23 protein-coding genes are annotated in these 22,692 nt (G+C 63.9%); 12 read left to right on the forward strand and 11 right to left on the reverse strand.

Annotation, left to right across the window (positions count from 1 at the left end):
- Nucleotides 1–2 precede the first annotated feature (2 nt).
- Genes ssuC through ACIQYU_RS20935 form a run of 3 tightly spaced genes read left to right on the forward strand, consistent with a single transcriptional unit; the run spans nucleotide 3 to nucleotide 1,869 of the window.
- Complete coding sequence (gene ssuC / locus ACIQYU_RS20925; RefSeq protein ID WP_207833120.1) at nucleotides 3–800, forward strand: aliphatic sulfonate ABC transporter permease SsuC; 798 nt, start codon at nucleotides 3–5, stop codon at nucleotides 798–800.
- Nucleotides 797–1,609, forward strand: a complete 813-nt coding sequence (gene ssuB, locus ACIQYU_RS20930; RefSeq protein WP_013970450.1) for an aliphatic sulfonates ABC transporter ATP-binding protein — start codon at nucleotides 797–799, stop codon at nucleotides 1,607–1,609. The genes ssuC and ssuB overlap by 4 nt, the downstream gene beginning before the upstream one ends.
- A 44-nt stretch (nucleotides 1,610–1,653) precedes the next feature.
- The gene (locus tag ACIQYU_RS20935) at nucleotides 1,654–1,869 is read left to right on the forward strand and encodes a molybdopterin-binding protein (protein ID WP_003255829.1); all 216 of its coding nucleotides are present in this window, start codon (nucleotides 1,654–1,656) and stop codon (nucleotides 1,867–1,869) included.
- 139 nt (nucleotides 1,870–2,008) lie between these two features.
- Here the strand turns inward: ACIQYU_RS20935 and ACIQYU_RS20940 are convergent, their stop codons facing one another.
- The 4 genes from ACIQYU_RS20940 to ACIQYU_RS20955 form a co-directional block, all read right to left on the reverse strand.
- The gene (locus ACIQYU_RS20940; protein ID WP_207833122.1) at nucleotides 2,009–2,641 is read right to left on the reverse strand and encodes a TetR/AcrR family transcriptional regulator; all 633 of its coding nucleotides are present in this window, start codon (nucleotides 2,639–2,641) and stop codon (nucleotides 2,009–2,011) included.
- On the reverse strand, nucleotides 2,641–4,218 hold the full coding sequence (gshA, locus tag ACIQYU_RS20945; RefSeq protein ID WP_233688058.1) for a glutamate--cysteine ligase: 1,578 nt from the start codon (nucleotides 4,216–4,218) through the stop codon (nucleotides 2,641–2,643). The genes ACIQYU_RS20940 and gshA overlap by 1 nt, the downstream gene beginning before the upstream one ends.
- Before the next feature lie 153 nt (nucleotides 4,219–4,371).
- Entirely contained in the window at nucleotides 4,372–4,755 is a 384-nt protein-coding gene (locus ACIQYU_RS20950) for a PaaI family thioesterase (RefSeq protein ID WP_003257433.1), read from the reverse strand.
- Complete coding sequence (locus ACIQYU_RS20955) at nucleotides 4,755–7,079, reverse strand: Tex family protein (protein ID WP_207833124.1); 2,325 nt, start codon at nucleotides 7,077–7,079, stop codon at nucleotides 4,755–4,757. Before ACIQYU_RS20955 ends, ACIQYU_RS20950 begins: the two co-directional genes overlap by 1 nt.
- A gap of 217 nt (nucleotides 7,080–7,296) precedes the next feature.
- Here ACIQYU_RS20955 and ompR point away from each other — a divergent pair, with 217 nt between their 5' ends.
- Nucleotides 7,297–8,037 carry a two-component system response regulator OmpR gene (gene ompR / locus ACIQYU_RS20960; RefSeq protein WP_012270052.1) on the forward strand — a complete coding sequence of 247 codons (741 nt, stop codon included), beginning with the start codon at nucleotides 7,297–7,299 and terminating at the stop codon, nucleotides 8,035–8,037.
- A 13-nt stretch (nucleotides 8,038–8,050) separates the two neighbouring features.
- Complete coding sequence (locus ACIQYU_RS20965; protein WP_063914459.1) at nucleotides 8,051–9,364, forward strand: ATP-binding protein; 1,314 nt, start codon at nucleotides 8,051–8,053, stop codon at nucleotides 9,362–9,364.
- A gap of 114 nt (nucleotides 9,365–9,478) precedes the next feature.
- On the opposite strand, the gene rimK is transcribed toward ACIQYU_RS20965, so the two are convergent.
- On the reverse strand, nucleotides 9,479–10,384 hold the full coding sequence (gene rimK, locus ACIQYU_RS20970) for a 30S ribosomal protein S6--L-glutamate ligase (protein WP_015268602.1): 906 nt from the start codon (nucleotides 10,382–10,384) through the stop codon (nucleotides 9,479–9,481).
- Nucleotides 10,381–10,830, reverse strand: a complete 450-nt coding sequence (locus ACIQYU_RS20975) for an ATP-dependent zinc protease (protein ID WP_170931083.1) — start codon at nucleotides 10,828–10,830, stop codon at nucleotides 10,381–10,383. The genes rimK and ACIQYU_RS20975 overlap by 4 nt, the downstream gene beginning before the upstream one ends.
- A gap of 142 nt (nucleotides 10,831–10,972) precedes the next feature.
- On the opposite strand from ACIQYU_RS20975, the gene ACIQYU_RS20980 reads away from it, so the two are divergent.
- Entirely contained in the window at nucleotides 10,973–11,374 is a 402-nt protein-coding gene (locus ACIQYU_RS20980) for an RNA-binding S4 domain-containing protein (RefSeq protein ID WP_207833126.1), read from the forward strand.
- A gap of 111 nt (nucleotides 11,375–11,485) precedes the next feature.
- Here ACIQYU_RS20980 and ACIQYU_RS20985 read toward each other — a convergent pair whose 3' ends face one another.
- Nucleotides 11,486–12,280 carry a phosphatase PAP2 family protein gene (locus tag ACIQYU_RS20985; RefSeq protein WP_063914460.1) on the reverse strand — a complete coding sequence of 265 codons (795 nt, stop codon included), beginning with the start codon at nucleotides 12,278–12,280 and terminating at the stop codon, nucleotides 11,486–11,488.
- A gap of 121 nt (nucleotides 12,281–12,401) precedes the next feature.
- On the opposite strand from ACIQYU_RS20985, the gene hslO reads away from it, so the two are divergent.
- The 3 genes from hslO to ACIQYU_RS21000 all read left to right on the forward strand — a co-directional run bounded on the left by hslO (nucleotide 12,402) and on the right by ACIQYU_RS21000 (nucleotide 15,695).
- The gene (hslO, locus tag ACIQYU_RS20990; protein WP_207833130.1) at nucleotides 12,402–13,301 is read left to right on the forward strand and encodes an Hsp33 family molecular chaperone HslO; all 900 of its coding nucleotides are present in this window, start codon (nucleotides 12,402–12,404) and stop codon (nucleotides 13,299–13,301) included.
- Between the two features lie 179 nt (nucleotides 13,302–13,480).
- Nucleotides 13,481–15,022, forward strand: a complete 1,542-nt coding sequence (locus tag ACIQYU_RS20995) for a phosphoenolpyruvate carboxykinase (RefSeq protein WP_063914462.1) — start codon at nucleotides 13,481–13,483, stop codon at nucleotides 15,020–15,022.
- Between the two features lie 232 nt (nucleotides 15,023–15,254).
- On the forward strand, nucleotides 15,255–15,695 hold the full coding sequence (locus tag ACIQYU_RS21000) for an acyl-CoA thioesterase (protein WP_402801958.1): 441 nt from the start codon (nucleotides 15,255–15,257) through the stop codon (nucleotides 15,693–15,695).
- Nucleotides 15,696–15,750: 55 nt separating this feature from the next.
- Here ACIQYU_RS21000 and ACIQYU_RS21005 read toward each other — a convergent pair whose 3' ends face one another.
- From ACIQYU_RS21005 to fdhD, 3 genes are all read right to left on the reverse strand, one after another.
- Entirely contained in the window at nucleotides 15,751–16,233 is a 483-nt protein-coding gene (locus ACIQYU_RS21005) for a glycine zipper domain-containing protein (RefSeq protein WP_063914464.1), read from the reverse strand.
- A gap of 318 nt (nucleotides 16,234–16,551) precedes the next feature.
- On the reverse strand, nucleotides 16,552–18,897 hold the full coding sequence (locus ACIQYU_RS21010) for an FdhF/YdeP family oxidoreductase (RefSeq protein WP_402801963.1): 2,346 nt from the start codon (nucleotides 18,895–18,897) through the stop codon (nucleotides 16,552–16,554).
- A gap of 5 nt (nucleotides 18,898–18,902) precedes the next feature.
- A complete protein-coding gene (gene fdhD / locus ACIQYU_RS21015) occupies nucleotides 18,903–19,733 on the reverse strand; it encodes a formate dehydrogenase accessory sulfurtransferase FdhD (RefSeq protein ID WP_207833136.1) in 831 nt (276 codons plus the stop codon).
- 174 nt (nucleotides 19,734–19,907) lie between these two features.
- On the opposite strand from fdhD, the gene lysM reads away from it, so the two are divergent.
- Entirely contained in the window at nucleotides 19,908–20,348 is a 441-nt protein-coding gene (gene lysM, locus ACIQYU_RS21020) for a peptidoglycan-binding protein LysM (RefSeq protein WP_207833138.1), read from the forward strand.
- 111 nt (nucleotides 20,349–20,459) lie between these two features.
- On the opposite strand, the gene yrfG is transcribed toward lysM, so the two are convergent.
- The gene (gene yrfG, locus ACIQYU_RS21025; RefSeq protein ID WP_063914468.1) at nucleotides 20,460–21,122 is read right to left on the reverse strand and encodes a GMP/IMP nucleotidase; all 663 of its coding nucleotides are present in this window, start codon (nucleotides 21,120–21,122) and stop codon (nucleotides 20,460–20,462) included.
- Nucleotides 21,123–21,186: 64 nt separating this feature from the next.
- Here yrfG and nudE point away from each other — a divergent pair, with 64 nt between their 5' ends.
- Nucleotides 21,187–21,753, forward strand: coding sequence for an ADP compounds hydrolase NudE (nudE, locus tag ACIQYU_RS21030; protein WP_015268611.1), 567 nt, complete (start codon nucleotides 21,187–21,189; stop codon nucleotides 21,751–21,753).
- On the forward strand, nucleotides 21,750–22,568 hold the full coding sequence (gene cysQ / locus ACIQYU_RS21035; RefSeq protein ID WP_402801969.1) for a 3'(2'),5'-bisphosphate nucleotidase CysQ: 819 nt from the start codon (nucleotides 21,750–21,752) through the stop codon (nucleotides 22,566–22,568). Before nudE ends, cysQ begins: the two co-directional genes overlap by 4 nt.
- Nucleotides 22,569–22,692: the final 124 nt, after the last annotated feature.

Raw genomic sequence — 22,692 nt, forward strand, 5'->3', positions numbered from 1 at the left:
CCATGAGTCGTGCAACTTCCAACAACCTTGGCCAGCGCCTGGCGCCATGGGCGCTGCCGGTACTGCTGCTGGCCGCCTGGCAGCTGGCGGTCAGCGCCGGTTGGCTGTCGACGCGCATCCTGCCGGCGCCCAGCGCCGTGGTCAGCGCCGGCGTGGAGCTGGTGCGCAGTGGCGAGATCTGGACCCACCTGGCCATCAGTGGCTGGCGTGCCGGGCTGGGCTTTGTCATCGGTGGCAGCATCGGCCTGGTGCTGGGCTTCATCACCGGCCTGTCGAACTGGGGTGAACGCCTGCTCGACAGCTCGGTGCAGATGATCCGTAACGTGCCACACCTGGCGCTGATCCCGCTGGTGATCCTGTGGTTCGGTATCGACGAGTCGGCAAAGATCTTCCTGGTCGCGCTGGGCACGCTGTTCCCGATCTACCTGAACACCTACCACGGCATCCGCAACGTTGACCCGGCGCTGGTGGAAATGGCGCGCAGCTACGGCCTGTCCGGCTTCGGGCTGTTCCGTCAGGTGATCCTGCCCGGGGCACTGCCTTCGATCCTGGTCGGCGTGCGTTTTGCCCTGGGTTTCATGTGGCTGACCCTGATCGTTGCCGAAACCATCTCGGCCAACGCCGGCATTGGTTACCTGGCAATGAACGCTCGTGAATTCCTGCAGACCGACGTGGTGGTGCTGGCCATCGTCCTGTATGCCGTGCTCGGCAAGCTTGCCGACCTCGCCGCCCGCGGCCTGGAGCGTGTGTGGCTGCGCTGGCACCCGGCCTATCAAGTGGCCAGGAAGGAGGGCGCATGACCGTGCTCAAGGAACAGCCGCCACGCCTGCTGCGTGGCATCCCGCTGGCGTCCAGCGGCCTGCGCAAGACCTTTGGCCAGCGCGAAGTGCTCAAGGGCATCGAGCTGCACATTCCGGCCGGCCAGTTTGTCGCCATCGTCGGCCGCAGTGGCTGCGGCAAGAGCACCTTGCTGCGCCTGCTGGCTGGTCTCGACCAGCCCACTGCAGGCCAGTTGCTGGCCGGAGCTGCACCGCTGGAACAGGCCCGCGAAGAGACCCGCCTGATGTTCCAGGACGCGCGCCTGCTGCCGTGGAAGAAAGTGATCGACAACGTTGGCCTGGGCCTGTCTGGCGACTGGCGCCCGCGTGCGCTGGAAGCGTTGGAATCGGTTGGCCTGGCCGACCGCGCCAATGAATGGCCGGCGGCACTCTCGGGTGGCCAGAAGCAGCGCGTCGCCTTGGCCCGGGCGCTGATCCACCAGCCGCGCCTTTTGCTGCTGGACGAGCCGCTCGGGGCGCTGGATGCATTGACCCGTATCGAGATGCAGCAACTGATCGAACGCCTGTGGCGTCAGCACGGCTTCACCGTGTTGCTGGTTACCCACGATGTCAGCGAGGCAGTCGCCGTGGCTGACCGGGTGATCCTGATCGAGGACGGCGAGGTCGGGCTCGACCTCACAGTCGACCTGGCACGTCCCCGGGCGCGCGGTTCGCACCGCCTGGCCGCGCTGGAAAGCGAAGTGCTCAACCGTGTTCTGTCGGCCCCGGGCGCTGCGCCCGAGCCGGATCCTGTAGCCCCTTTGCCCACGCAGTTGCGTTGGGCGCACTGAATGACTCACTCACCAAACTGAAGCCATAGAGAAGGAATCAAATCATGACCATCAAAGCCATCAACGTTCGCAACCAGTTCAAAGGCACCGTGAAGGAAATCCTCGAAGGCCCGGTACTGTCGGAAATCGACGTGCAGACTGCCTCGGGCATCGTCACTTCGGTCATCACTACCCGCTCCGTACGTGAGCTGGAGCTGCAGGTGGGGAGTGAAGTGATTGCTTTCGTGAAATCGACTGAAGTGTCCATTGCCAAGCTGTGATGGGTGTGGGCCATGGGGCTGTTTTGCAGCCCTTCGCGGGCACGCCCGCTCCCACAGGTACTGCGCAGGTTTCAGGTTTTGCGCGGACCCTGTGGGAGCGGGCGTGCCCGCGAAGGGCCGCACAGCGGCCCCGATGATCTCAGCCGGAACGCTTGGCCAGAAACGGCGGTAGATACAACCCCAGGTACGCCTCGAACACCCGCTTGCCTTCCTCGGCCATGCGCGGGGTGATCGCCTCATGCAGCTGCACCGACCGCGCATACACCCGGTCGCTCAATTCCATGGCCAGGGCAAACACATCCACATCCACCGGCACTACCGGCAGATGAAAGTGCTGGTCAAACAACTTGTGCATCAAGTCGCCCAGCTCCATGTCGTGCTGCCGATCGGCCTGCACCACTTCGCTCAGGCCATGCTGGGCCAGGATCAGCTGCCGCGCTGCGGCATCCTCGTTGTAGATATCCAGCATGCGCTGCTCGATCAGCCGTGACAGTTCGTGCCAGGTGTTGAACGCATTGCTGTCGATCGGCGCGCTCAGCGCTTCACGGAAGGCCCGGTGCACATCGGCCGTCAACGCCTCCAGCAGCGCCGGCACGCTGGCGAAGAAGTGGTACACCGAAGACGGTGGAATCTGCGCGCGCTCGGCCACGCTGTAGATCGACAGGCCCGCCACCCCCAGTTCGGCCAGCAACTCGCGTGCAGCCGCCAGGATCGCCTCGATCCTGGCCTGGCTGCTGGCGCGCGGTTTGCGCGGGGTGGCAGTGCGGGTCATCAGTTGCTGATCGCCAGGATGCTGGCCTGGTAGGCGCCGACGAACAGGTCGAAGTCGCCGACTTCCTGCTGCTCCAGGCGGGACTGTTCGGCCAGTGATTCGCGGGCCAGGGTTTCGAAGGCTTGCTGACGTTCGGCGGGCAGTGGCTGCTCGCGGAAGGTTTCAGCGTGAATACGGCTCTGGCGCAGGGCGAACTTGACGAAGCTTTCGTCATGCTCGGTCATGCGTGCCAGCACCTGGGCCGATGGGGTCAGCGAGGCGTCGTCGACCTTGGCCTGCTGGGCATCCAGGGCCTTGCCGTGTTCTGCACCGCCTTGCGCCTGGTCCAGCAGCTCGGCCAGTGGCCGGATGCGCTCGATCAGCTCGCTGGCCCAGTCCTTAAGGCCGATCGGCTGGCCATTGCGGCGCAGTTCCAGGCCCGGGCGACGGCCTTCCTTGACCACGGTCAGGAAGTTGTTGGTGCACTGGCCGCATTCGCCGTTGTCCAGTTGCGGGCTGTCTTCCAGCGCGCAGAACAGCAGGAACGCGTCGAGGAAGCGCGCTTCGGTCAGGTCGATGCCTACCGGCAGGAACGGGTTGATGTCCAGGCATCGCACTTCCACATACTGCACGCCGCGTGAGGTCAGGGCCTGGATCGGCCGCTCGCCGGTGTAGGTGACGCGCTTGGGGCGGATGTTCGAGTAGTACTCGTTTTCGATCTGCAGGATGTTGGTGTTCAGCTGTACCCACTCGCCGTCCACGTGCGTGCCGACTTCAACGTAGGGCGGATAGGGCGTACCCACCGCCTTGCGCAGGCTGTCGGTGTAGCTGGCCAGGTTGTTGTAGCACGGCGTCAGGCCAGCCTGGGCATTGCTCTGGTAGCCCAGGTCGCTCATGCGCAGGCTGGTGGCGTAGGGCAGGTACAGGGTTTCGGCGTCCAGCTCTTCGAGCTGGTGCGGGCGGCCACGCAGGAAGCCTTTGTCCAGGGCTGGCGAGGCGCCGAACAGGTACATCAGCAACCAGCTGTAACGGCGGAAATTGCGGATCAGCGCGATATAGGCCGACGACTGGTAGTCGCGGTCGCTCTCGCTGCCGCCTTCGGCAGCGCGCAGCAGTGGCCACAGTGCTTCGGGCAGCGAGAAGTTGTAATGGATACCGGCGATGCACTGCATGGTGCGGCCGTAGCGCAGGGCCAGGCCCTTGCGGTAGACGTGCTTGAGCTTGCCGATGTTCGAGCTGCCGTACTCGGCGATCGGGATGTCCTCCTCGGCCGGTAGCGTGCAGGGCATCGACGGGCTCCACAGGTATTCGTCGCCCAGCTTGCTGTAGACGAAACGGTGGGTCTCTTCGAGGCTTTCCAGCACCTTGGCCGGGTCGGGCAGGGCCGGGGTGATGAACTCCAGCAGCGACTCGGAATAATCGGTGGTGATCTGCTCGTTGGTCAGCGCCGATCCCAAGGCTTGCGGATGCGGGGTCTGGGCCAGGCGACCTTCGTCGGTCACGCGCAGGCATTCGCGCTCAATACCGTGCAGGCACTGCTTGAGCAGGGGGAGATTGGCGCCGAGCAGGCTCAGGCGGCGGTTGAGGAGGTCGCTCAAGATGTATTCCTTCACGCGTCAGTCGCCCCAATATGGGGGTAGAGATAACGGTCTACAAGGGTAGGAAGAAAGGAACTGGCGTTGTCGCCTGGTTAACGCGGATCCAGCAGTGCCAGCGCACTGCTGAAAATACCGCAGATACTGCTTGGTGAGCTAGAGAACCGCGAAGGTTCCTTGCGCTTTCGCCACCAGCTTGTCGCCCTGGACTACGTCGGCGTCGACTACCAGGGTGCGCCGCCCGGCATGCAGCACACGGGCGGTGCACAGCACCTCGCCGTCACTGACGGCGCGCATGTAGTTGATCTTGCACTCGATGGTGACGCTTTGCTGGTCGAAGCCATGGCTGGCCGAGCAGGCCAGGCCCATGGCGATGTCCACCAGGCTGAAGATCGCCCCGCCATGCAGCTTCTGGCCACGGTTGCGCAAGTGTGGCTCGAGCGCCAGGGCTACCTCGGCAACACCTGTTTCCAGGCGTTGCAGGCGGCAGCCGAGGAGCTGGCTGAAGGCGCTTTCGACGTATTCGCGTGGAACGTCCATCACTTCTTCTTCAGCTGCTTGGCGTTGGCGAACAGGGCGGCCATGGCGTTGTTGGCCGGGGCCGCAGTGGTGGTTTCGCGCTGGCGCGGCGCCTGCTGTTGGCGGTTGCCGCCATTGCCACGGTTACTACCGCGGTTGCCGTCGACCTTCTCGCCCGGGGTGTCACTCATGCGCATGGACAGGCCCACGCGCTTGCGCGGGATGTCCACTTCCATGACCTTGACCTTGACCACGTCGCCGGCCTTGACCGCTTCACGCGGGTCCTTGACGAACTTCTCCGACAGCGCCGAGATGTGCACCAGGCCGTCCTGGTGCACGCCGATGTCGACGAAGGCGCCGAAGTTGGTGACGTTGGTCACCACGCCTTCGAGGATCATGCCCGGCTCCAGGTCCTTGAGGTCTTCGACGCCGTCCTGGAAGGTGGCGGTCTTGAACTCGGGGCGTGGGTCGCGGCCAGGCTTGTCCAGTTCCTGCAGGATGTCGGTGACGGTCGGCAGGCCGAAGGTTTCGTCGGTGAATTTCTTCGGGTCCAGGCGCTTGAGGAAACTGCTGTCGCCGATCAGCGAGCGAATGTCGCGGTCGGTGTCGGCGGCAATGCGCTGCACCAGCGGGTAGGCCTCGGGGTGCACTGCGGAGGCGTCCAGCGGGTTGTCGCCGTTCATCACGCGCAGGAAGCCGGCGGCCTGTTCGAAGGTTTTCTCGCCCAGGCGGCTGACCTTTTTCAGCGCTGCACGGGTGGCGAACGGGCCGTTGGCATCGCGGTGGGCGACGATGTTCTGCGCCAGGGTGGCGTTAAGGCCGGAGATGCGCGTCAGCAGCGCCACCGAGGCGGTGTTGACATCCACGCCCACGGCGTTCACGCAGTCCTCGACCACGGCGTCCAGGCCGCGTGCCAGTTTCAGCTGGGACACGTCGTGCTGGTATTGGCCGACACCGATGGATTTCGGGTCGATCTTCACCAGCTCGGCCAGCGGGTCCTGCAGGCGGCGGGCAATCGACACGGCGCCACGGATCGACACGTCCAGGTCCGGGAATTCGCGGGCAGCCAGTTCCGATGCGGAATACACCGAAGCGCCGGCCTCGGAGACCATGACCTTGGTGATCTTCAGAGCTGGGTACTTTTTAACCAGCTCTGCCACCAGCTTGTCGCTTTCGCGGCTGGCGGTGCCGTTGCCGATGGCGATCAGCTCCACCGAGTGCTTGGCGCACAGCGCGGCCATGATGGAAATGGTGCGGTCCCAGTCGTTCTTCGGCGCGTGCGGGTAGACCGTGGTGTGGTCCAGCAGCTTGCCGGTGGCATCTACCACGGCGATCTTGCAGCCGGTGCGCAGGCCCGGGTCGAAGCCCAGGGTGGCGCGCGGGCCGGCCGGGGCGGCCAGCAGCAGGTCGTGCAGGTTGTGGGCGAACACGTTGATCGCCTCGCCTTCGGCGTTGTCGCGCAGCTCGCCGAACAGGTCGGTTTCCAGGTGAGTGTACAGCTTGACCTTCCAGGTCCAGCGCACCACTTCGCCGAGCCACTTGTCGGCCGGGCGGTTGCGGTTCTCGATACCGACGTGGTTGCCGATCATCAGCTCGCACGGGTGCAGGGTGCCGGGCAGTTCTTCGCCGACTTTCAGCGAGGCGCTCAGCACGCCCTCGTTGCGCCCGCGGAAGATCGCCAGGGCACGGTGAGAGGGCGCATTGCGCAGCAGTTCGTCATGGGCGAAATAATCGCGGAACTTGGCGCCTTCTTCTTCCTTGCCGGGCACCACGCGGGCGCTGAGCACGGCTTCCTGCTTGAGGAAGCTGCGCAGCTTGTCGAGCAGGGCGGCGTCTTCGGCGAAGCGCTCCATGAGGATGTACTTGGCGCCTTCCAGCGCGGCCTTGACGTCGGCCACGCCTTTGTCGGCGTTGACGAAGCGTGCAGCTTCGCTTTCCGGGGCCAGGTCGGGGTTGTTGAACAGGCCGTCGGCCAGTTCGCCGAGGCCGGCTTCCAGGGCGATCTGGCCCTTGGTGCGGCGCTTCTGCTTGTACGGCAGGTACAGGTCTTCGAGGCGGGTCTTGGTGTCGGCCAGCTTGATCTCGCGGGCCAGTTCCGGGGTCAGCTTGCCCTGCTCCTCGATGCTGGCCAGGATGCTGGCGCGGCGCTCGTCGAGTTCGCGCAGGTAGCGCAGGCGCTCTTCCAGATGGCGCAGCTGGGTGTCGTCCAGGCTACCGGTCACTTCCTTGCGGTAGCGGGCGATGAAGGGCACGGTCGAGCCTTCGTCCAACAGGCCCACGGCCGCCTCGACCTGCTGGGGGCGTACGCCCAGTTCCTCGGCGATACGGCTGTTGATGCTGTCCATGTAAACCACCTGACATTTGTGAATACGGGGGTCGCCTGTGGGCCTGTCGCCCGGCGGCGCTGGATGAAAGCCGCGCATTATACCCATCGCAAACGGCTTGCGGTGATGGCGCCCGGCCAGCCGGAACTGGCGCCGGGGGAAAAATCTGCTAACAATGCTCACGCAACGTGCAGCAATGGCTACGCCATAATGCGCGGCGATATCAGAGGAGTTATTCATGACCGGCACGCCAAACACCGCTGAAGGTGACAAGATTCTCATCGTCGACGACGACCCGGGGCTGAGCAGCCTGCTGGAACGTTTCTTCACCAGCAAGGGCTACCGTGCCCGCGCGGTGCCCAACACCGAGCAGATGGACCGCCTGCTGCAGCGTGAAGTGTTCAACCTGGTGGTGCTCGACCTGATGCTGCCCGGCGAAGATGGCCTGTCGGCGTGCAAGCGCCTGCGCCAGCAGAACAACCAGATCCCGATCATCATGCTCACCGCCAAGGGCGACGAGCTCAGCCGTATCAAGGGCCTGGAACTGGGCGCCGACGACTACCTGGGCAAGCCGTTCAACCCGGACGAGCTGATGGCCCGGGTCAAGGCCGTGCTGCGCCGTCAGGCACCGAGCGTGCCGGGTGCGCCTGGTAGCGAAGACGAGTCGGTCACCTTCGGCGACTACGAGCTGTCGCTGGCCACCCGTGAACTCAAGCGTGGCGACGAAGTGCACATGCTCACCACCGGCGAGTTCGCTGTGCTCAAGGCACTGGTGATGCACGCACGCGAGCCGCTGACCCGCGACAAGCTGATGAACCTGGCCCGTGGCCGCGAGTGGGATGCGCTGGAACGCTCCATCGACGTGCAGATCTCGCGTCTGCGCCGCATGATCGAACCGGACCCGTCCAAGCCGCGTTATATCCAGACTGTCTGGGGCGTGGGCTACGTGTTCGTGCCGGACGGAAACGCCGGTAAATGATGCCGCGCAGTCGATGAAGACACCGCTCTGGTTTCCGCAAAGTTTCTTCGCCCGCACCCTGTGGCTGGTGTTGATCGTCGTCCTGTTCTCCAAGGCCTTGACCCTGGTCTACCTGTTGATGAACGAGGACGTGCTGGTCGACCGTCAGTACAGCCACGGTGTGGCGCTGACCCTGCGCGCCTATTGGGCGGCCGACGAAGAAAACCGCGACAAGATCGCCGAAGCGGCTGGCCTTATCCGGGTCACCGGCTCGGGGGTGCCCGAGGGTGAGCAGCACTGGCCCTACAGCGAAATCTACCAACGGCAGATGCAGGCCGAGCTGGGCGAAGACACCGAGGTACGGCTGCGCATTCATGCGCCGCCGGCGTTGTGGGTCAATGCGCCAAGCCTGGGCCCGGGCTGGTTGAAGGTACCGCTGTACCCGCACCCGCTGCGTGGTCAGAAAATCTGGAACGTGCTGGGTTGGTTCCTGGCCATCGGCCTGTTGTCCACCGCCTCGGCCTGGATCTTCGTGCGCCAGCTGAACCAGCCGCTCAAGCGCCTGGTGTTCGCCGCCCGCCAGCTGGGCCAGGGGCGCAGCGTGCGCCTGCCGATCAGCGACACGCCCAGCGAGATGACCGAGGTGTACAAGGCCTTCAACCAGATGGCCGAGGATGTCGAGCAGGCCGGGCGTGAGCGTGAGCTGATGCTGGCCGGGGTTTCCCATGACCTGCGTACACCGCTGACGCGCCTGCGCCTGTCGCTGTCGTTGCTGAACAGCGACAGTGAACTGAGTGACGACATGGTCCGTGATATCGAGGACATGGACGCGATCCTCGACCAGTTCCTGGCCTTTATCCGCGATGGCCGAGACGAGCCGGTGGAGGAGGTGGACCTGGCCGACCTGGTGCGCGAGGTGGTGGCGCCGTACAACCAGCCGGAAGAACGGGTGCGGCTGTGCCTGGAGCCGATTCCACCGTTCCCGCTGCGCCGGGTTTCGCTCAAGCGCATGCTGGGCAACCTGATCGGCAACGCCCTGCACCACGCCGGCAAGGGGGTCGAGGTGGCCGCCTATGTGTCGGGCGACGAGAGTGCGCCGTATGTGGTGCTGAGCGTGCTGGACCGCGGGACGGGGATCGACGAGTCGGAGCTGGAGACCATCTTCAACCCGTTCATTCGTGGCGACCGGGCGCGCGGCGGCAAGGGCACCGGGCTGGGGCTGGCGATCGTCAAGCGGATCGCGGCGCAGCATGGCGGGAATGTGGAACTGCGCAATCGCTCTGGTGGCGGGATCGAGGCGCGGGTACGGTTGCCTTTGGGGTTGTTGCTGCCGCGTAATGCCGTGTGATTGCCAGGGCCGCTTTGCGGCCCTTTCGTGACACAAGGCCGCTCCTACGGAGGATCGCGTAACCCTGTAGGAGCGGCCTTGTGTCGCGATGGGCTGCGCAGCAGCCCCAAAATCTCAGCCCTTACCCTTGGTCCGGGTCTGATTAGGCCCACCGTTCTTCTCCAGGTGCTCGATGATCATGCCGGCCACGTTCTTGCCGGTGGTCACTTCGATACCTTCCAGCCCCGGCGACGAGTTCACCTCCATCACCAATGGCCCATGGTTGGAGCGCAGGATATCCACACCCGCCACGCTCAAGCCCATCACCTTGGCCGCGCGAATGGCGGTCATGCGTTCTTCCGGGGTGATCTTGATCAGGCTGGCCACCCCGCCGCGGTGCAAATTGGAACGGAATTCCCCCGGCTTGGCCTGGCGCTTCATCGACGCGATGACTTTGTCGCCGACCACGAAGCAGCGGATGTCCGCGCCACCCGCTTCCTTGATGTATTCCTGCACCATGATGTTCTGCTTCAGCCCCATGAACGCCTCGATCACCGATTCGGCGGCCTTGGTGGTTTCGCACAGCACCACGCCGATGCCCTGGGTGCCTTCCAGCACCTTGATCACCAGCGGGGCACCGTTGACCATCTGGATCAGGTCGGGGATGTCGTCCGGCGAGTGGGCGAAACCGGTAATCGGCAGGCCGATGCCGCGCCGCGACAGCAGTTGCAGCGAACGCAGCTTGTCGCGGGAGCGGGCAATCGCTACCGACTCGTTGAGCGGATACACGCCCATCATCTCGAACTGGCGCAGCACCGCGCAGCCATAGAAGGTCACCGAGGCACCAATGCGCGGGATCACCGCGTCGAAGCCTTCCAGCGGCTTGCCGCGGTAGTGGATCTGCGGCTTGTGGCTGGCAATGTTCATGTAGGCCCGCAGGGTATCGATCACCACCATTTCGTGGCCCCGCTGGGTACCGGCTTCGACCAGGCGGCGGGTGGAATACAGACGCGGATTGCGCGACAGCACAGCGATCTTCATGCAGCACCTGTGACAGGGGAAAGGGTGGCCGGGAAGGCCGGTTTGTCTTGGACGTACTTCAGGCCAGGGTTGACCACCAGCTGGCCATGGATCAGGGCCTTGGAGCCCAGCAACAGGCGGTAACGCATGTTCTTGCGGCAGGCCAGGGTGAACTCCACCTCCCACACACCATCGCCCAGGGCCAGTGACGTGCGGATGACATAGCGGGTCTGGGCCTGGCCGTTGGAGCTCTTGATGGTTTTCATGGTCACCAGCGGTGCCTCGCAGCGGCGGTGGCGCAACTGCACCACCGAGCCCAGGTGTGCGGTGAAGCGGACCCAGGGTTGGCCGTCGCGCTCGAACGGTTCCACCTCGGTGGCATGCAGGCTGGAGGTGCTGGCGCCGGTGTCGATCTTGGCGCGCAGCCCGGCCACGCCAAGGTCGGGCAGGGCGACCCACTCGCGCAGGCCGATCACAGTCAAATGGTCAAATGTCTTCACGAAACGCACCCTGCGGATGAGGTGTTGAACTGTAAGCACGGCGGGGATTTTTTGCATCCGATCGTTACGGTAGTACAGTTCGATGAAACACAGCGTTCGAGGTAACGGGATGGCACAAAAAGCCGAAGACGACGACAAGGTTCGCCTGGACAAATGGCTGTGGGCGGCACGCTTCTACAAGACCCGCGCGCTGGCCAAGGCGGCGATCGAGAGCGGCAAGGTGCATTGCCGGGGCGAGCGCTGCAAGCCGGGCAAGGAACCGCGGGTGGGTGACGAGTTCGTGCTGCGTACCGGGTTCGATGAACGTACCGTGGTGGTGAAGGCGCTGTCGGTGGTGCGGCGTGGGGCGCCAGAGGCGCAGACGTTGTACGAAGAGACCGAGGACAGCGTGCGTCGGCGTGAGCAGGCGGCAGAAATGCGCAAGGCCGGGGCGATGGGTGTGACCACCGATGGGCGGCCGACCAAGAAGCAGCGGCGGCAGATTCACCAGTTGCATGGCAGCTTCGAATAGCCGGGGCCGCGTTGCGGCCCTTTCGCGACACAAGGCCGCTCCTACAGGAAATCGCGTTCCGCTGTAGGAGCGGCCTTGTGTCGCGATGGGCTACGCAGTAGCCCCAAGGATCTAGCGGGTCACCGCCAAGCGCCCGACCAACGGTAACTTGGCCGCGATCGCGAACAACGGCGCCGTCCAGCGCATCAGCACCGCACTCCCCTTGGCCGCCAGCGGTGTGTAGCAGCTCCAGCCCAACGCCAGTACCGCCATCAGCAGCCCGCCGATATAGTCATCCTGCCCCCAGTGGGCACCTGCCACCAGGCGCGGCAACATGAACAGTACCGCCAGCCCCCAGACCACCAGGTACTGCACCAGGCGGCGGCTGAACACGCTCATGAACAGCGCCCAGACCAACAGCACCGAGGCATGGTCCCCCGGGAAACTCTTGCTGGAACGGTCCTTGAGCTCCCAGGCCGCCTCCAGGTTCGGGTAGTAGTCGCTGAGGTGCACCACCTCGTCGAACATCATCGACGGGCTCTTGTGCTGCCAGCCGGCTGCATCCACCCACTTGGAAAACAGCGCGCGAATCACCACTAAGAGGGTTAGCGTGACCAGAAAGCCGAAAAAGGCCTGGCGAACCTGGGTTGCCTTGAACACCCAGTCGCCACGGATAAGCACTGCCAGAAGGATCAGGCCGACGACGATGTCGAACGGGCGCAGGCTGCCGATGGTCCAGATGTAGCGCCATGTGGTGTTGTCGGCTAGCGGCGCATTCAGGCTGTGGAACAGCCACTCGTCGAAAGTCAGGCACAGGATCTGGCCAATGGGCCATAACCAGAAAGACAGTAGAGCGATGGGAAGCAGCGTACAGGCTGCCAATGGCCCCCAGGACCACCTTGCTTGGAACAGTGGTCGATTGTCCATAAAATACCTCTATTGCAAACAGGAATCGGAGCGCCTTGTGAGCGCTCTGTCACGGGGTTCTCGCAAGTTTTCGACAACCCTTGTAACCATTTTGTCATCATTTTTTAGATAGCCAAAACCTATGAGCGACCTGCCTGATACCGATTTCACCCAACGTTTCATCTTCGACGAGCGCGATGTGCGCGGCGAGTGGGTGTCTCTCGACGACAGCTACGCCGCGGTGCTGGCGCGTCATGAATACCCGCAGCCGGTACAGGCGCTGCTCGGTGAGCTGATGGCCGCCACCGCCTTGCTGGTGGGGGCGCTGAAGTTCGACGGCCTGCTGATTCTGCAGGCGCGTTCGGAAGGGCCGATCCCGCTGCTGATGGTGGAGTGCTCGGGCGAGCGCGACATCCGAGGCATGGCGCGTTATGACGTCGAGCAGATCCCTGACGGCGCCACCCTGTCGCAACTGATGCCGGACGGCCACCTGACCCTGACCATCGATCCGGTCAAGGGCCAACGCTACCAGGGCACCGTGGATCTCGATGGCGCCACCCTGTCGGAGTGCTTCACCAACTACTTCGTCCAGTCGCAACAGCTCAATACCCGCTTCTGGCTCAACGCCGAAGGCGGCAAGGCCCGTGGTCTGCTGCTGCAGCAACTGCCGCGCGATCGCCAGCCGGACGATGAAGAGCGTGAAGAAAGCTGGCAGCACGTTGTGGCATTGGCTACCACGCTCAAGGCTGATGAGTGGGCGCTGGACAACGAAACCCTGCTGCACCGCCTGTACCACGAAGACGCCGTGCGCCTGTTCGACATCCAGCCGCTGCGCTTCAATTGCAGCTGCTCGCGCGAACGTTCCGGCAATGCGCTGGTCAGTTTGGGCGAGCACGACGCCAAGGCGCTGGTGGAAGAATGCGGCGGGCAGGTGGAGATCGATTGCCAGTTCTGCAACGAGCGCTATTTCTTCGACGCCAGCGATGTGGCGCAACTGTTTGCCGGTGGCGGCACTGACGTAGCCTCAGAAACTCGTCACTGAAACGTTTAACCACAGGACAATCTCCTGTCTAATTGCGCAAAAGCGCAGTTCTGACAGGAGGGGCCTACTTTTTTTGGGCGTTTCTGGCATAATCCGGCCACTTTTTTCGCTGTAGTAGTTTTTTCAAGACAACTACAAAACGTTTGGAGCACTCGGCCTCGGGCCGGATGGGGTATCTCATGACGCAAGCCAACAACACCGTGTACACCGACCTGAGCGTCGATGAGCTGGTAAAAGAAGCGCTGCAACGCGGTGAAGGCGTACTAGCCGATACTGGTGCACTGGTCGTGGAGACTGGTCACCGTACTGGCCGTTCGCCGGCTGACCGTTTCATCGTCGAAGAACCTTCCACCCAGGACGCCATTGCCTGGGGCCCGATCAACCGCAAGTTCCCGGCCGACAAGTTCGATGCCCTGTGGGACCGCGTCGAGGCGTTCAACAACGCCCAGGATCACTTCGTTTCCTACGTCCACGTAGGGGCGGCCGCCGAGCACTACCTGCCGGTGAAGATGACCACCCAGACTGCCTGGCAGAACCTGTTCGGTCGTTGCCTGTTCATCAACCCGGAGCAGTACAACCCGGCTGGTCGCGGCGAGTGGCAGGTCCTCAACGTCGCCAACTTCGTGTGCGAACCTGAGCGTGACGGCACCAACTCCGATGGTTGCGTGATCATCAACTTCGCCCAGAAGAAGGTGCTGATCGCTGGCATGCGCTACGCCGGCGAAATGAAAAAAGCCATGTTCTCGGTGCAGAACTTCCTGCTGCCGGCTGCCGACGTACTGCCGATGCACTGCGCCGCCAACATCGGCGAAGCAGGCGATGTGACCCTGTTCTTCGGCCTGTCCGGCACCGGCAAGACCACCCTGTCGGCCGACGAAAGCCGTTACCTGATCGGTGACGACGAGCACGGCTGGGGCGAGGGCGTGGTCTTCAACATCGAAGGCGGTTGCTACGCCAAGTGCATCGACTTGTCCGAGAAGAATGAGCCGGTCATCTGGAAAGCCATCAAGCATGGCGCCGTGCTGGAAAACGTTGTTCTCGACGCCAACAAGCACGCCGACTACAGCGATGTCAGCCTGACCCAGAACAGCCGCGCGGCCTACCCGCTGGAGCACGTTGCCAAGCGTTCCGAAGCGAACCTGGGCGGCGAGCCGAATGCAGTCATCTTCCTGACCTGCGACCTGACGGGTGTTCTGCCTCCGGTTTCGATCCTGAACAACGAGCAGGCGGCCTACCACTTCCTGTCCGGCTATACCGCGCTGGTCGGTTCCACCGAAATGGGTTCGGGCAGCGGCATCAAGTCGACCTTCTCCACCTGCTTCGGCGCTCCGTTCTTCCCGCGCCCGGCTGGTGAATACGCCGAGCTGCTGATCAAGCGTATCAAGGGCTTCGACTCGAAGGTCTACCTGGTCAACACCGGCTGGACCGGCGGTGGCTACGGCGTTGGCAAGCGCTTCAGCATCCCGACCACCCGTGCCGTGATCGCTGCGATCCAGAGCGGCGCGCTGATCGGTGCCGAAACCGAGCACCTGGACATCATCAACCTGGACGTGCCGAAGGCCGTTCCGGGCGTTGAAACCGAGCTGCTCAACCCGCGCACCAACTGGGCTGACAAGGCTGCCTACGACGAGGCCGCCAAAGGCCTGGCCAAGCTGTTCATCGAAAACTTCAAGAAGTTCGAAGTTTCCGACGCCATCAAGGCCGCTGGCCCGCAGCTGTAAGCTGAGCCTGCCTGTAACGAAAAGGCCGCCCCAACGGGCGGCCTTTTCGTTTTCTACTGCCTGTACCGGCCTCTTCGCGGCTAAAGCCGCTCCCACAGGTACTGCACTGCATTCAACGTTGGTGGTGTACCTGTGGGAGCGGCTTTAGCCGCGAAGAGGCCGGCACAAGCAGCGAAAACCCGGTTTTTCTGTTTCACTGTCAGCATCCATTGCGAAGACAAGAGCCAGCCAGATGACCGAATCCCCCCAGCGCACTGCCTTCTCCCACTTCCACCCCATCCTCACCCGTCCCCAGGACAATGACCTGAACGGCCACATCGCCGGTGCCACCGTGCACGGCTTCTTCGAAACCGCCATCCAGGCGTTCCTCGTCGAACAGGCCGAACTGGACCTGCGTGACGGCGAGCTGGCGGCTTTCGTGGTCAGTTCGGCGGCGGATTTCTATGCCTTACCGGGCTTTCCGGACGTGCTGGAAGTGGGGCTGGGGGTAGCGCGCCTGGCGGGCAGCACGGTGGAATACCGCCTGGCGCTGTTCCGCCCAAGGGAGCCGGAGGCGTGTGCGGCAGGCACGGTGGTGCAGGTGTTCATCGAACGCACCAGCGGCCGGCCTGTGGCGTTGCCAGCGGCGTTGCAGGTGATCCTGTCTGGCATCCTGCTGGAACAGCAGGCATAAAAAAGCCCCGCTGGCAGGGGCGGGGCTTTTGTTGCCGGGGCAGGGCCCTCAGGCGTTAGTCGCGCCAGTGGCGCTTGTGCTTGCGGTGGCCGTAGTGGTGGCCACGGTCCCAGTGGCGACGGTCGTCGTCATAGCCACGACGGTAGCGGCGGCCATCGTGGTAATCGTCTCTGTCGGCCTCTTTACCCATGTAGTTACCCAGTGCGCCACCGGCGCCACCGCCGGCTGCCGCGCCAATGTAGCTACCGGTAGTGCCGCCCATGGAGCGGCCGACCACGTTGCCGCCTGCGGCGCCCAATGCGCCACCGATGGCTGCCTCACCACGCTGGTGCTTGTTGGCACCGACTGCACTGCCAGCTGCGCCGCCCAGGCCAGCGCCGATCGCGCCGCCTGTGCTACCACCAATGGACTGGCCTACGACAGAGCCCAGTACCCCACCCAATGCGCCGCCAATGCCGGCCTCGGTGGTGCCGCCTGCCATGGCAACGCCGCTGAGCAAGCTGAAAGACAACAACAGTATCGAGGAGTACTTCTTCATCAAGAGAGCCTCATAGGGATGACGAGGCGAATTTGAGCCTTGCAGGCGCGCCTGGCAACGGAAATCCGACGAGTAACACGACTTGTACACAATTCTCTAACTTACTGTATTTACTATGAAACTTTATCGTTTTTTCGCTGTCTGAGCTCTTTATGACGAAGCCCTGAACCGCTATGGAACAGGGCTTTTTTGTTTTTTGCGGTAGGGCTTCCGGCCTCTTCGCGGTGTACGACCGCTCCCACAAGGTACAGCACAGGAATCGAAACATGTGGACTTCCTGTGGGAGCGGGCGTGCCCGCGAAGAGGCCAACACGATTCCTACAGGATACGCCCCTGGTCCCGCGCACGCTCCAGCTTGATGGCAATGAACTTCGACGTCGGCGTATGGCTGCCATCGCCAATGCTTTCCAGCGGCACCAGCGGGTTCACCTCCGGGTAGTAAGCCGCCGCCTGCCCGGCCGGGATGTCGAAGGCCAGCAGGGTAAAGCCGTGCACACGGCGCACATGCTCATCCCCCCACAACGACACGATGTCGACCTGTTGCCCCGGCTGGAAGCCCAGGCGGATGATGTCGGCTTCGTTGGCGAACAGCACCTCGCGCTGGCCGCGCACGCCGCGGTAACGGTCATCCAGGCCGTAGATGGTGGTGTTGTACTGATCGTGCGAGCGCATCGACTGCAGGATCAGGTCCGGCACCTGGCCGCTGGCGCGTACGCGCTCGTGGAGCAGCGTGTCGGGCAGCAGGTTGGCCTTGAAGTTGGCGCGGCCGGTGCTGGTCTTCCATTCGCGGCTGGCGGCGCTGTTGCCCAGGTAGAAACCGCCCGGCTCGCGCAGGCGCTGGTTGAAGCCGCTGAAGCCGGCGATGGTGTCGCCGATCAGCTCGCGAATACGGTCATAGTCCGCCACCAGCCAGTGCCAGTCCACGGGCTTCTTGCCCAGGGTGGCGGCGGCGATACCAGCGATCACCGCCGGCTCCGAGCGCATCTGCGTCGACAGCGGTTTCAGCTGGCCATTGGAGGCGTGGACCATGCTGAACGAGTCCTCTACCGTTACCGCCTGGGGCCCTTCGGCCTGCAGGTCGATGTCGGTGCGGCCCAGGCACGGCAGGATCAGTGCCTGCTTGCCGTGCACCAGGTGGCTGCGGTTGAGCTTGGTGCTGATGTGCACGGTCAGCTCGCAGTTGCGCAATGCCTGGGCGGTGCGTTCGGTGTCCGGCGTGGCCTGGGCGAAGTTGCCGCCCAGGCCGATGAACACCTTGGCCCGGCCTTCGAGCATGGCGTGGATCGCCTCGACGGTGTTGTGGCCGTTGTGCCGGGGCACGGGGAAGCCGAAGCGCTGCTCGATGGCGTCCAGCAGGGCCACCGGTGGGCGTTCGTTGATGCCCATGGTGCGGTCACCCTGCACGTTGCTGTGCCCGCGCACCGGGCACAGGCCGGCGCCTGGTACGCCGATGTTGCCGCGCAGCATCTGCAGGTTGACGATTTCCTGGATGGTCGGCACCGAATGGCGGTGCTGGGTAATGCCCATCGCCCAGCACATGATCACCCGCTTGCCGCGGCAGTACATGCGCGCGGCCAGTTCGATGTCGGCCAGTGCCAGGCCGGACTGGGCCTGGATGTGCTCCCACGGGGTGGCATCCACCACCGCCAGGTAGTCGTCGACGCCATGACCATGTTCGGCAATGAAGGCGTGGTCGAAGACGGCCGGTTCGCCCTTGGCCTGGGCTTCGCGTTCCCATTGCAGGACGAACTTGGCCATGCCGCGCAGCATCGCCATGTCGCCGCCCAGCGCCGGGCGGAAGAATGCGGTGTTGGTCGGCCGGTCGCTGTTGGTCAGCATTTCCAGCGGGTTCTGCGGGTGCTGGAAGCGCTCCAGGCCACGTTCCTTGAGCGGGTTGATGCACACCACCTGCGCCCCGCGTTTGACCGCATCGCGCAGCGGGTCGAGCATGCGCGGGTGGTTGGTGCCGGGGTTCTGGCCCCAGACGAAAATCGCGTCGGCATGTTCGAAGTCGTCGAAGGTGACCGTGCCCTTGCCGACCCCGACGCTTTGCCCCAAGGCCACGCCACTGGCCTCGTGGCACATGTTCGAGCAGTCGGGGAAGTTGTTGGTGCCGTAGGCGCGCACGAACAACTGGTACAGGTATGCCGCTTCGTTGCTGGCACGCCCCGACGTGTAGAACTCGGCCTGGTCAGGGTTGGCCAGCTTGTTCAGCTCGCGGGCAATCAGGGCGAAAGCGGCATCCCAGCTGATCGGCTGGTAGCGATCGCTAGGCGCGTCATAGACCAGCGGCTCGGTCAGGCGCCCCTGATACTCCAGCCAGTAGTCGCTCTGCTGCAGTAACGAGCTGACGCTGTAGCGGGCAAAAAAGGCAGCATCGACGCGGCGCTTGGTCGCCTCCCAGTTCACCGCCTTGGCACCGTTCTCGCAGAACTTGACCATGCCGCTTTCCGGCGAATCGCCCCAGGCGCAGCCGGGGCAGTCGAAACCGCCGTTCTGGTTGGTCTTGAGCAGGGCGCGAATATTCTTCAGTGCGTTGTCGCTGCCGACCCAGGCCTTGGCCACGCTGCGCAGCGCGCCCCAGCCACCGGCGGGGCCGTGGTAGGGCTTGTAGCGAGGGGAGGAGGCTGGGGTGTTGTCCGGGAGGTGTTGGTACGAGGTCACGAGTGTTACGACTCCGCCGCTGGGCTGTAGACCCGCGGTGCGCTGTGCTTGGGCAGATGGATAAGGTTGAGGTTGTGCTTGCGCGCCCATTGCAGGGCAAGGCCGGTGGGCGCTGACAGGCTGACCAGGGTCTGGATACCAGCCCGCAACACTTTCTGGATCAGCTCCAGGCTGCAGCGGCTGGTGACGATGGCCAGGCCGCCCTGGCTGTCGATGCCTTGGCGCAGCAGGGCACCGATCAGCTTGTCGAGGGCGTTGTGCCGGCCGATGTCTTCGCGGCCGAGCAGCAGTTCGCCATGGCGGTCCATGAACAGCGCCGCGTGCACCGCGCCACAGTGCTGGCCGAGGGGCTGGAAGGCATCGATGCGCTCACGCAGGCCGACCAGCCATTGCGCCGGTGGCAACGGCGCGCCAGGCAGCTCGGCCAGCTCTGGCAGCGCCTGCTCCAGTGCCTCCACCCCGCACAGGCCGCAACCACTGGTGCCGGCCAGCTGGCGGCGCTGGTTTTTCAGGTTCCAGAATGCACGGCTGGAAATCTCCAGGTCGGCATACATCGCCGAGCCGCTGCCGGAGAGCTTCAGGTCGTAGATTTCCGTGGTGCCTTCGACAATGCCGCTGCCGACACTGAAGCCGACGGCGAAGTCTTCCAGGTCGGTTGGGCTGACCAGCATCACCGCCTGGTTGAGGCCGTTGTAGGCGATTGCCAGCGCCACTTCTTCGGCCAAGGGCGTACTGTCGCGTCTGGCATCGCTGAGCTGGACGTAGTCGTAGCTGTTGCTGGCGGCGGGCATGGACAAGGGCGATGAGGCCGCGCAGACCGGAGGTTTGCTGTTCATCGGGGTGGGGCTATCGGCAGCTTTCGGATAGCACAAGCCTAGGCGTGCGGGCCGACGGCGTCTAATCGCTAGGGTCTATGCCTTGATAGACCGCGTCGATGGGTCGCACGGGGCAAGAGGGGAAAAGCTGGCCTAGACTGCTGTGTCCGAGGTTTCGTCAACAAGGAGAGCGCTATGAGCTTGTTCAGTTTCGTCAAGGAAGCGGGCGAGAAGTTGATCGACCTGCTGACCCCCGGCAATGCCAATGCCGAAGAGCAGCTGAAGAAACACGTGGAAAGTGTCGGCCTGGGCAATCCGAATATCACGGCCACTGTAGAGGGAGACAAGATCATCCTCAAGGGCGAGGTGGCCAGCCAGGAGGAGAAAGAGAAGATCATCCTGGCGGCGGGCAACATCGCTGGCGTGGCCAGTATCGATGACCAGATCACCGTGACCGGGCCGGTGGCCCAGGCGGCGCGGTTCGTGACGGTGGAGAAGGGCGATACGTTGAGTGCCATTTCGAAGAAGGTGTATGGCGACCCCAACAAGTACCAGAAGATCTTCGAAGCCAACAAACCGATGCTCAAGCACCCTGACAAGATCTATCCGGGGCAGGTGTTGCGTATTCCTGACTGATCTCTGCAGCCTGTACCGGCCTCTTCGCGGGTAAACCCGCTCCCACAGGGATCGCACACAGTTCAGGCCTGTGGTGATCCTGTGGGAGCGGGTTTACCCGCGAAAGGGCCTTCACAGGCCTGCCAACAATTCCCGGTAATCCTCGACCGCCGCAAACTCTTCGGTATCCCGCGGCCCTGCCTGGCTATCCGGTTGGCGCACCGCCAGCAGATGCCCCACGCCAAACCGTCGCGCACTGCGCAGGATCGCCAGGGTGTCATCGATGAACAGGCTGCGCTCCGGTTCAAAGCCAATGTCTGCCTGCAAGGCATCCCAGAACTGCGGGCTTTCCTTCGGGTAGCCATAGTCATGCGAGCTGATCAGCCGCTCGAAATACGGCGCCAGCTCCACCCGCTCCAGCTTCAGCGACAGCGAATCCCGGTGCGCATTGGTGATCATCACCACGCGCTTGCCTGCGTCGCGGATCGCTGCCAGGAAGGTGTCGGCATCCGGGCGCAGGGCGATCAGGTCGGCGATTTCCTGTTTCAGCTCGCGGATCGGCAGCCGCAGCTCGCGGCTCCAGAAGTCCAGGCAATACCAGTTCAGCGTGCCGGCATTGCGTTCGAACAGCGGCTGCAGCTCCATTTCCGCCATGGCCCGGCTTACCCCGTGCAGCTCGGCATAGCGCTGGGGCAAGTGGTCCAGCCAGAAGCGGTTGTCGTAATGCAGGTCGAGCAGGGTGCCGTCCATGTCCAGCAGGACGGTATCGATGGCAGACCAGGGAAGAACAGGCATGGGAAATTCTCGATCAGTCGGCAAGCCACGGTATAGTAACCCGTTCACGCCAAGGAGCCGCCCCATGCGCCAGAAACCCACCGTCCTCAGCCGCGAAATCGTCGCCAGCAGCCGCCTGTTTCGCGTCGAAGCCGTGCAATTGCGCTTCAGCAATGGCAATGAGCGCACCTACGAGCGCCTGGTGGGCCGGGGTAATGGCTACGGCGCGGTGATGATCGTGGCCATGCTCGATGCCGAGCATGCGGTGTTGGTGGAGGAATACTGCGGCGGCACCGACGAATATGAGTTGTCGTTGCCCAAGGGCCTGATCGAGCCGGGCGAGGACGTGCTGGCGGCAGCCGACCGGGAGCTCAAGGAAGAAGCCGGTTTTGGCGCGCGCCAACTGGAGCACCTGACCGAGCTGTCGCTGTCGCCGGGCTACATGAGCCAGAAGATCCAGGTGGTGCTGGCCAGCGACCTGTACGAGGAGCGCCTGGAAGGCGACGAGCCGGAGCCGATGCGGGTCGACAAGGTCAACCTGCGCGAACTCTCGGCCCTGGCCATGCACCCGCAGTTCACCGAGGGGCGTGCCCTGGCGGCGTTGTACCTGGCGCGTGACCTGCTGATTCAGCGGGGGCTGCTGGAAGCATGAACGACCTGCAATTGATGCACGAAGTGGTCAAGCTGGCCCGGTTGGCGGGCGAGGCGATCCTGCCGTTCTGGCGCGCCGATGTGGCCGTGACCAACAAGGCCGACGATTCGCCGGTCACCGCCGCCGACCTGGCGGCGCACCGGGTGATTGCCGATGGCCTGCTGGCGCTGGCACCGCAGATCCCGGTGTTGTCCGAAGAGGACTGCAACATTCCGCTGGCCGAGCGCCAGGGCTGGAGCCGCTGGTGGCTGGTCGATCCACTGGACGGCACCAAGGAATTCATTGCCGGCAGTGAGGAGTTCACGGTCAACATCGCCCTGGTCGAAAACGGCGAGGTGGTATTTGGCGTAGTATCCATGCCGACCAACGGGCGCTGCTACTTTGGTGGTCGCGGTTTGGGGGCCTGGCGTGCGGAGGCCGGTGAAGCAGCCCAACCGATCCAGGTACGTAACGCGCCGCCTACGGGGGGGCGCTTTACCGTGGTTGCCAGCCGTCGGCATTCCAGCCCGGAACAGGAAGCACTGTTGGCGGGGCTGGGGGCGGCGGTGGGGGAGCTGGAACTGGCCAATATCGGCAGTTCGTTGAAGTTCTGCCTGTTGGCCGAGGGTAGCGCCGATTGCTATCCGCGCCTGGCCCCGACCTCGCAGTGGGACACTGCGGCGGCGCAGGGGGTGGTGGAAGGAGCAGGTGGCGAAGTGATCGGGCTGGATGGCTTGCCGTTCCGGTACCCTGCGCGGGAGTCGTTGCTCAACCCGCATTTCCTGGCGTTGCCGGCCAATGCTGCCTGGCGTCAAGCCTTCCTGAACCTGATCTGACGATTCCACAGGTGCAGCAATTCTTCGTAGCTACGCAGAACCTGTGGGAGCGGGCGCGTCGAGGCGTCGAACCGCCGCGAACACCGGCGGAGCCGGTGCCATACACCGCGGTGTCTGCTTCGCG

The organism is Pseudomonas sp. NPDC096925 (genome assembly GCF_044762545.1).
In the GTDB taxonomy this organism is placed as follows: domain Bacteria; phylum Pseudomonadota; class Gammaproteobacteria; order Pseudomonadales; family Pseudomonadaceae; genus Aquipseudomonas.

Coding starts and splice junctions, on each gene's coding strand:
- ACIQYU_RS20985 (WP_063914460.1), bottom strand. CDS start 12,280: ATGGACAATCGACCACTGTTCCAAGCAAGGTGGTCCTGGGGGCCATTG.
- ACIQYU_RS20995 (WP_063914462.1), top strand. CDS start 13,481: ATGACGCAAGCCAACAACACCGTGTACACCGACCTGAGCGTCGATGAG.
- ACIQYU_RS20965 (WP_063914459.1), top strand. CDS start 8,051: ATGAAGACACCGCTCTGGTTTCCGCAAAGTTTCTTCGCCCGCACCCTG.
- yrfG (WP_063914468.1), bottom strand. CDS start 21,122: ATGCCTGTTCTTCCCTGGTCTGCCATCGATACCGTCCTGCTGGACATG.
- cysQ (WP_402801969.1), top strand. CDS start 21,750: ATGAACGACCTGCAATTGATGCACGAAGTGGTCAAGCTGGCCCGGTTG.
- ACIQYU_RS21000 (WP_402801958.1), top strand. CDS start 15,255: ATGACCGAATCCCCCCAGCGCACTGCCTTCTCCCACTTCCACCCCATC.
- ACIQYU_RS21005 (WP_063914464.1), bottom strand. CDS start 16,233: ATGAAGAAGTACTCCTCGATACTGTTGTTGTCTTTCAGCTTGCTCAGC.
- ACIQYU_RS20950 (WP_003257433.1), bottom strand. CDS start 4,755: ATGGACGTTCCACGCGAATACGTCGAAAGCGCCTTCAGCCAGCTCCTC.
- ompR (WP_012270052.1), top strand. CDS start 7,297: ATGACCGGCACGCCAAACACCGCTGAAGGTGACAAGATTCTCATCGTC.
- ACIQYU_RS20935 (WP_003255829.1), top strand. CDS start 1,654: ATGACCATCAAAGCCATCAACGTTCGCAACCAGTTCAAAGGCACCGTG.
- ssuC (WP_207833120.1), top strand. CDS start 3: ATGAGTCGTGCAACTTCCAACAACCTTGGCCAGCGCCTGGCGCCATGG.
- rimK (WP_015268602.1), bottom strand. CDS start 10,384: ATGAAGATCGCTGTGCTGTCGCGCAATCCGCGTCTGTATTCCACCCGC.
- ACIQYU_RS20955 (WP_207833124.1), bottom strand. CDS start 7,079: ATGGACAGCATCAACAGCCGTATCGCCGAGGAACTGGGCGTACGCCCC.
- ACIQYU_RS20940 (WP_207833122.1), bottom strand. CDS start 2,641: ATGACCCGCACTGCCACCCCGCGCAAACCGCGCGCCAGCAGCCAGGCC.
- ssuB (WP_013970450.1), top strand. CDS start 797: ATGACCGTGCTCAAGGAACAGCCGCCACGCCTGCTGCGTGGCATCCCG.
- hslO (WP_207833130.1), top strand. CDS start 12,402: ATGAGCGACCTGCCTGATACCGATTTCACCCAACGTTTCATCTTCGAC.
- nudE (WP_015268611.1), top strand. CDS start 21,187: ATGCGCCAGAAACCCACCGTCCTCAGCCGCGAAATCGTCGCCAGCAGC.
- lysM (WP_207833138.1), top strand. CDS start 19,908: ATGAGCTTGTTCAGTTTCGTCAAGGAAGCGGGCGAGAAGTTGATCGAC.
- fdhD (WP_207833136.1), bottom strand. CDS start 19,733: ATGAACAGCAAACCTCCGGTCTGCGCGGCCTCATCGCCCTTGTCCATG.
- ACIQYU_RS20980 (WP_207833126.1), top strand. CDS start 10,973: ATGGCACAAAAAGCCGAAGACGACGACAAGGTTCGCCTGGACAAATGG.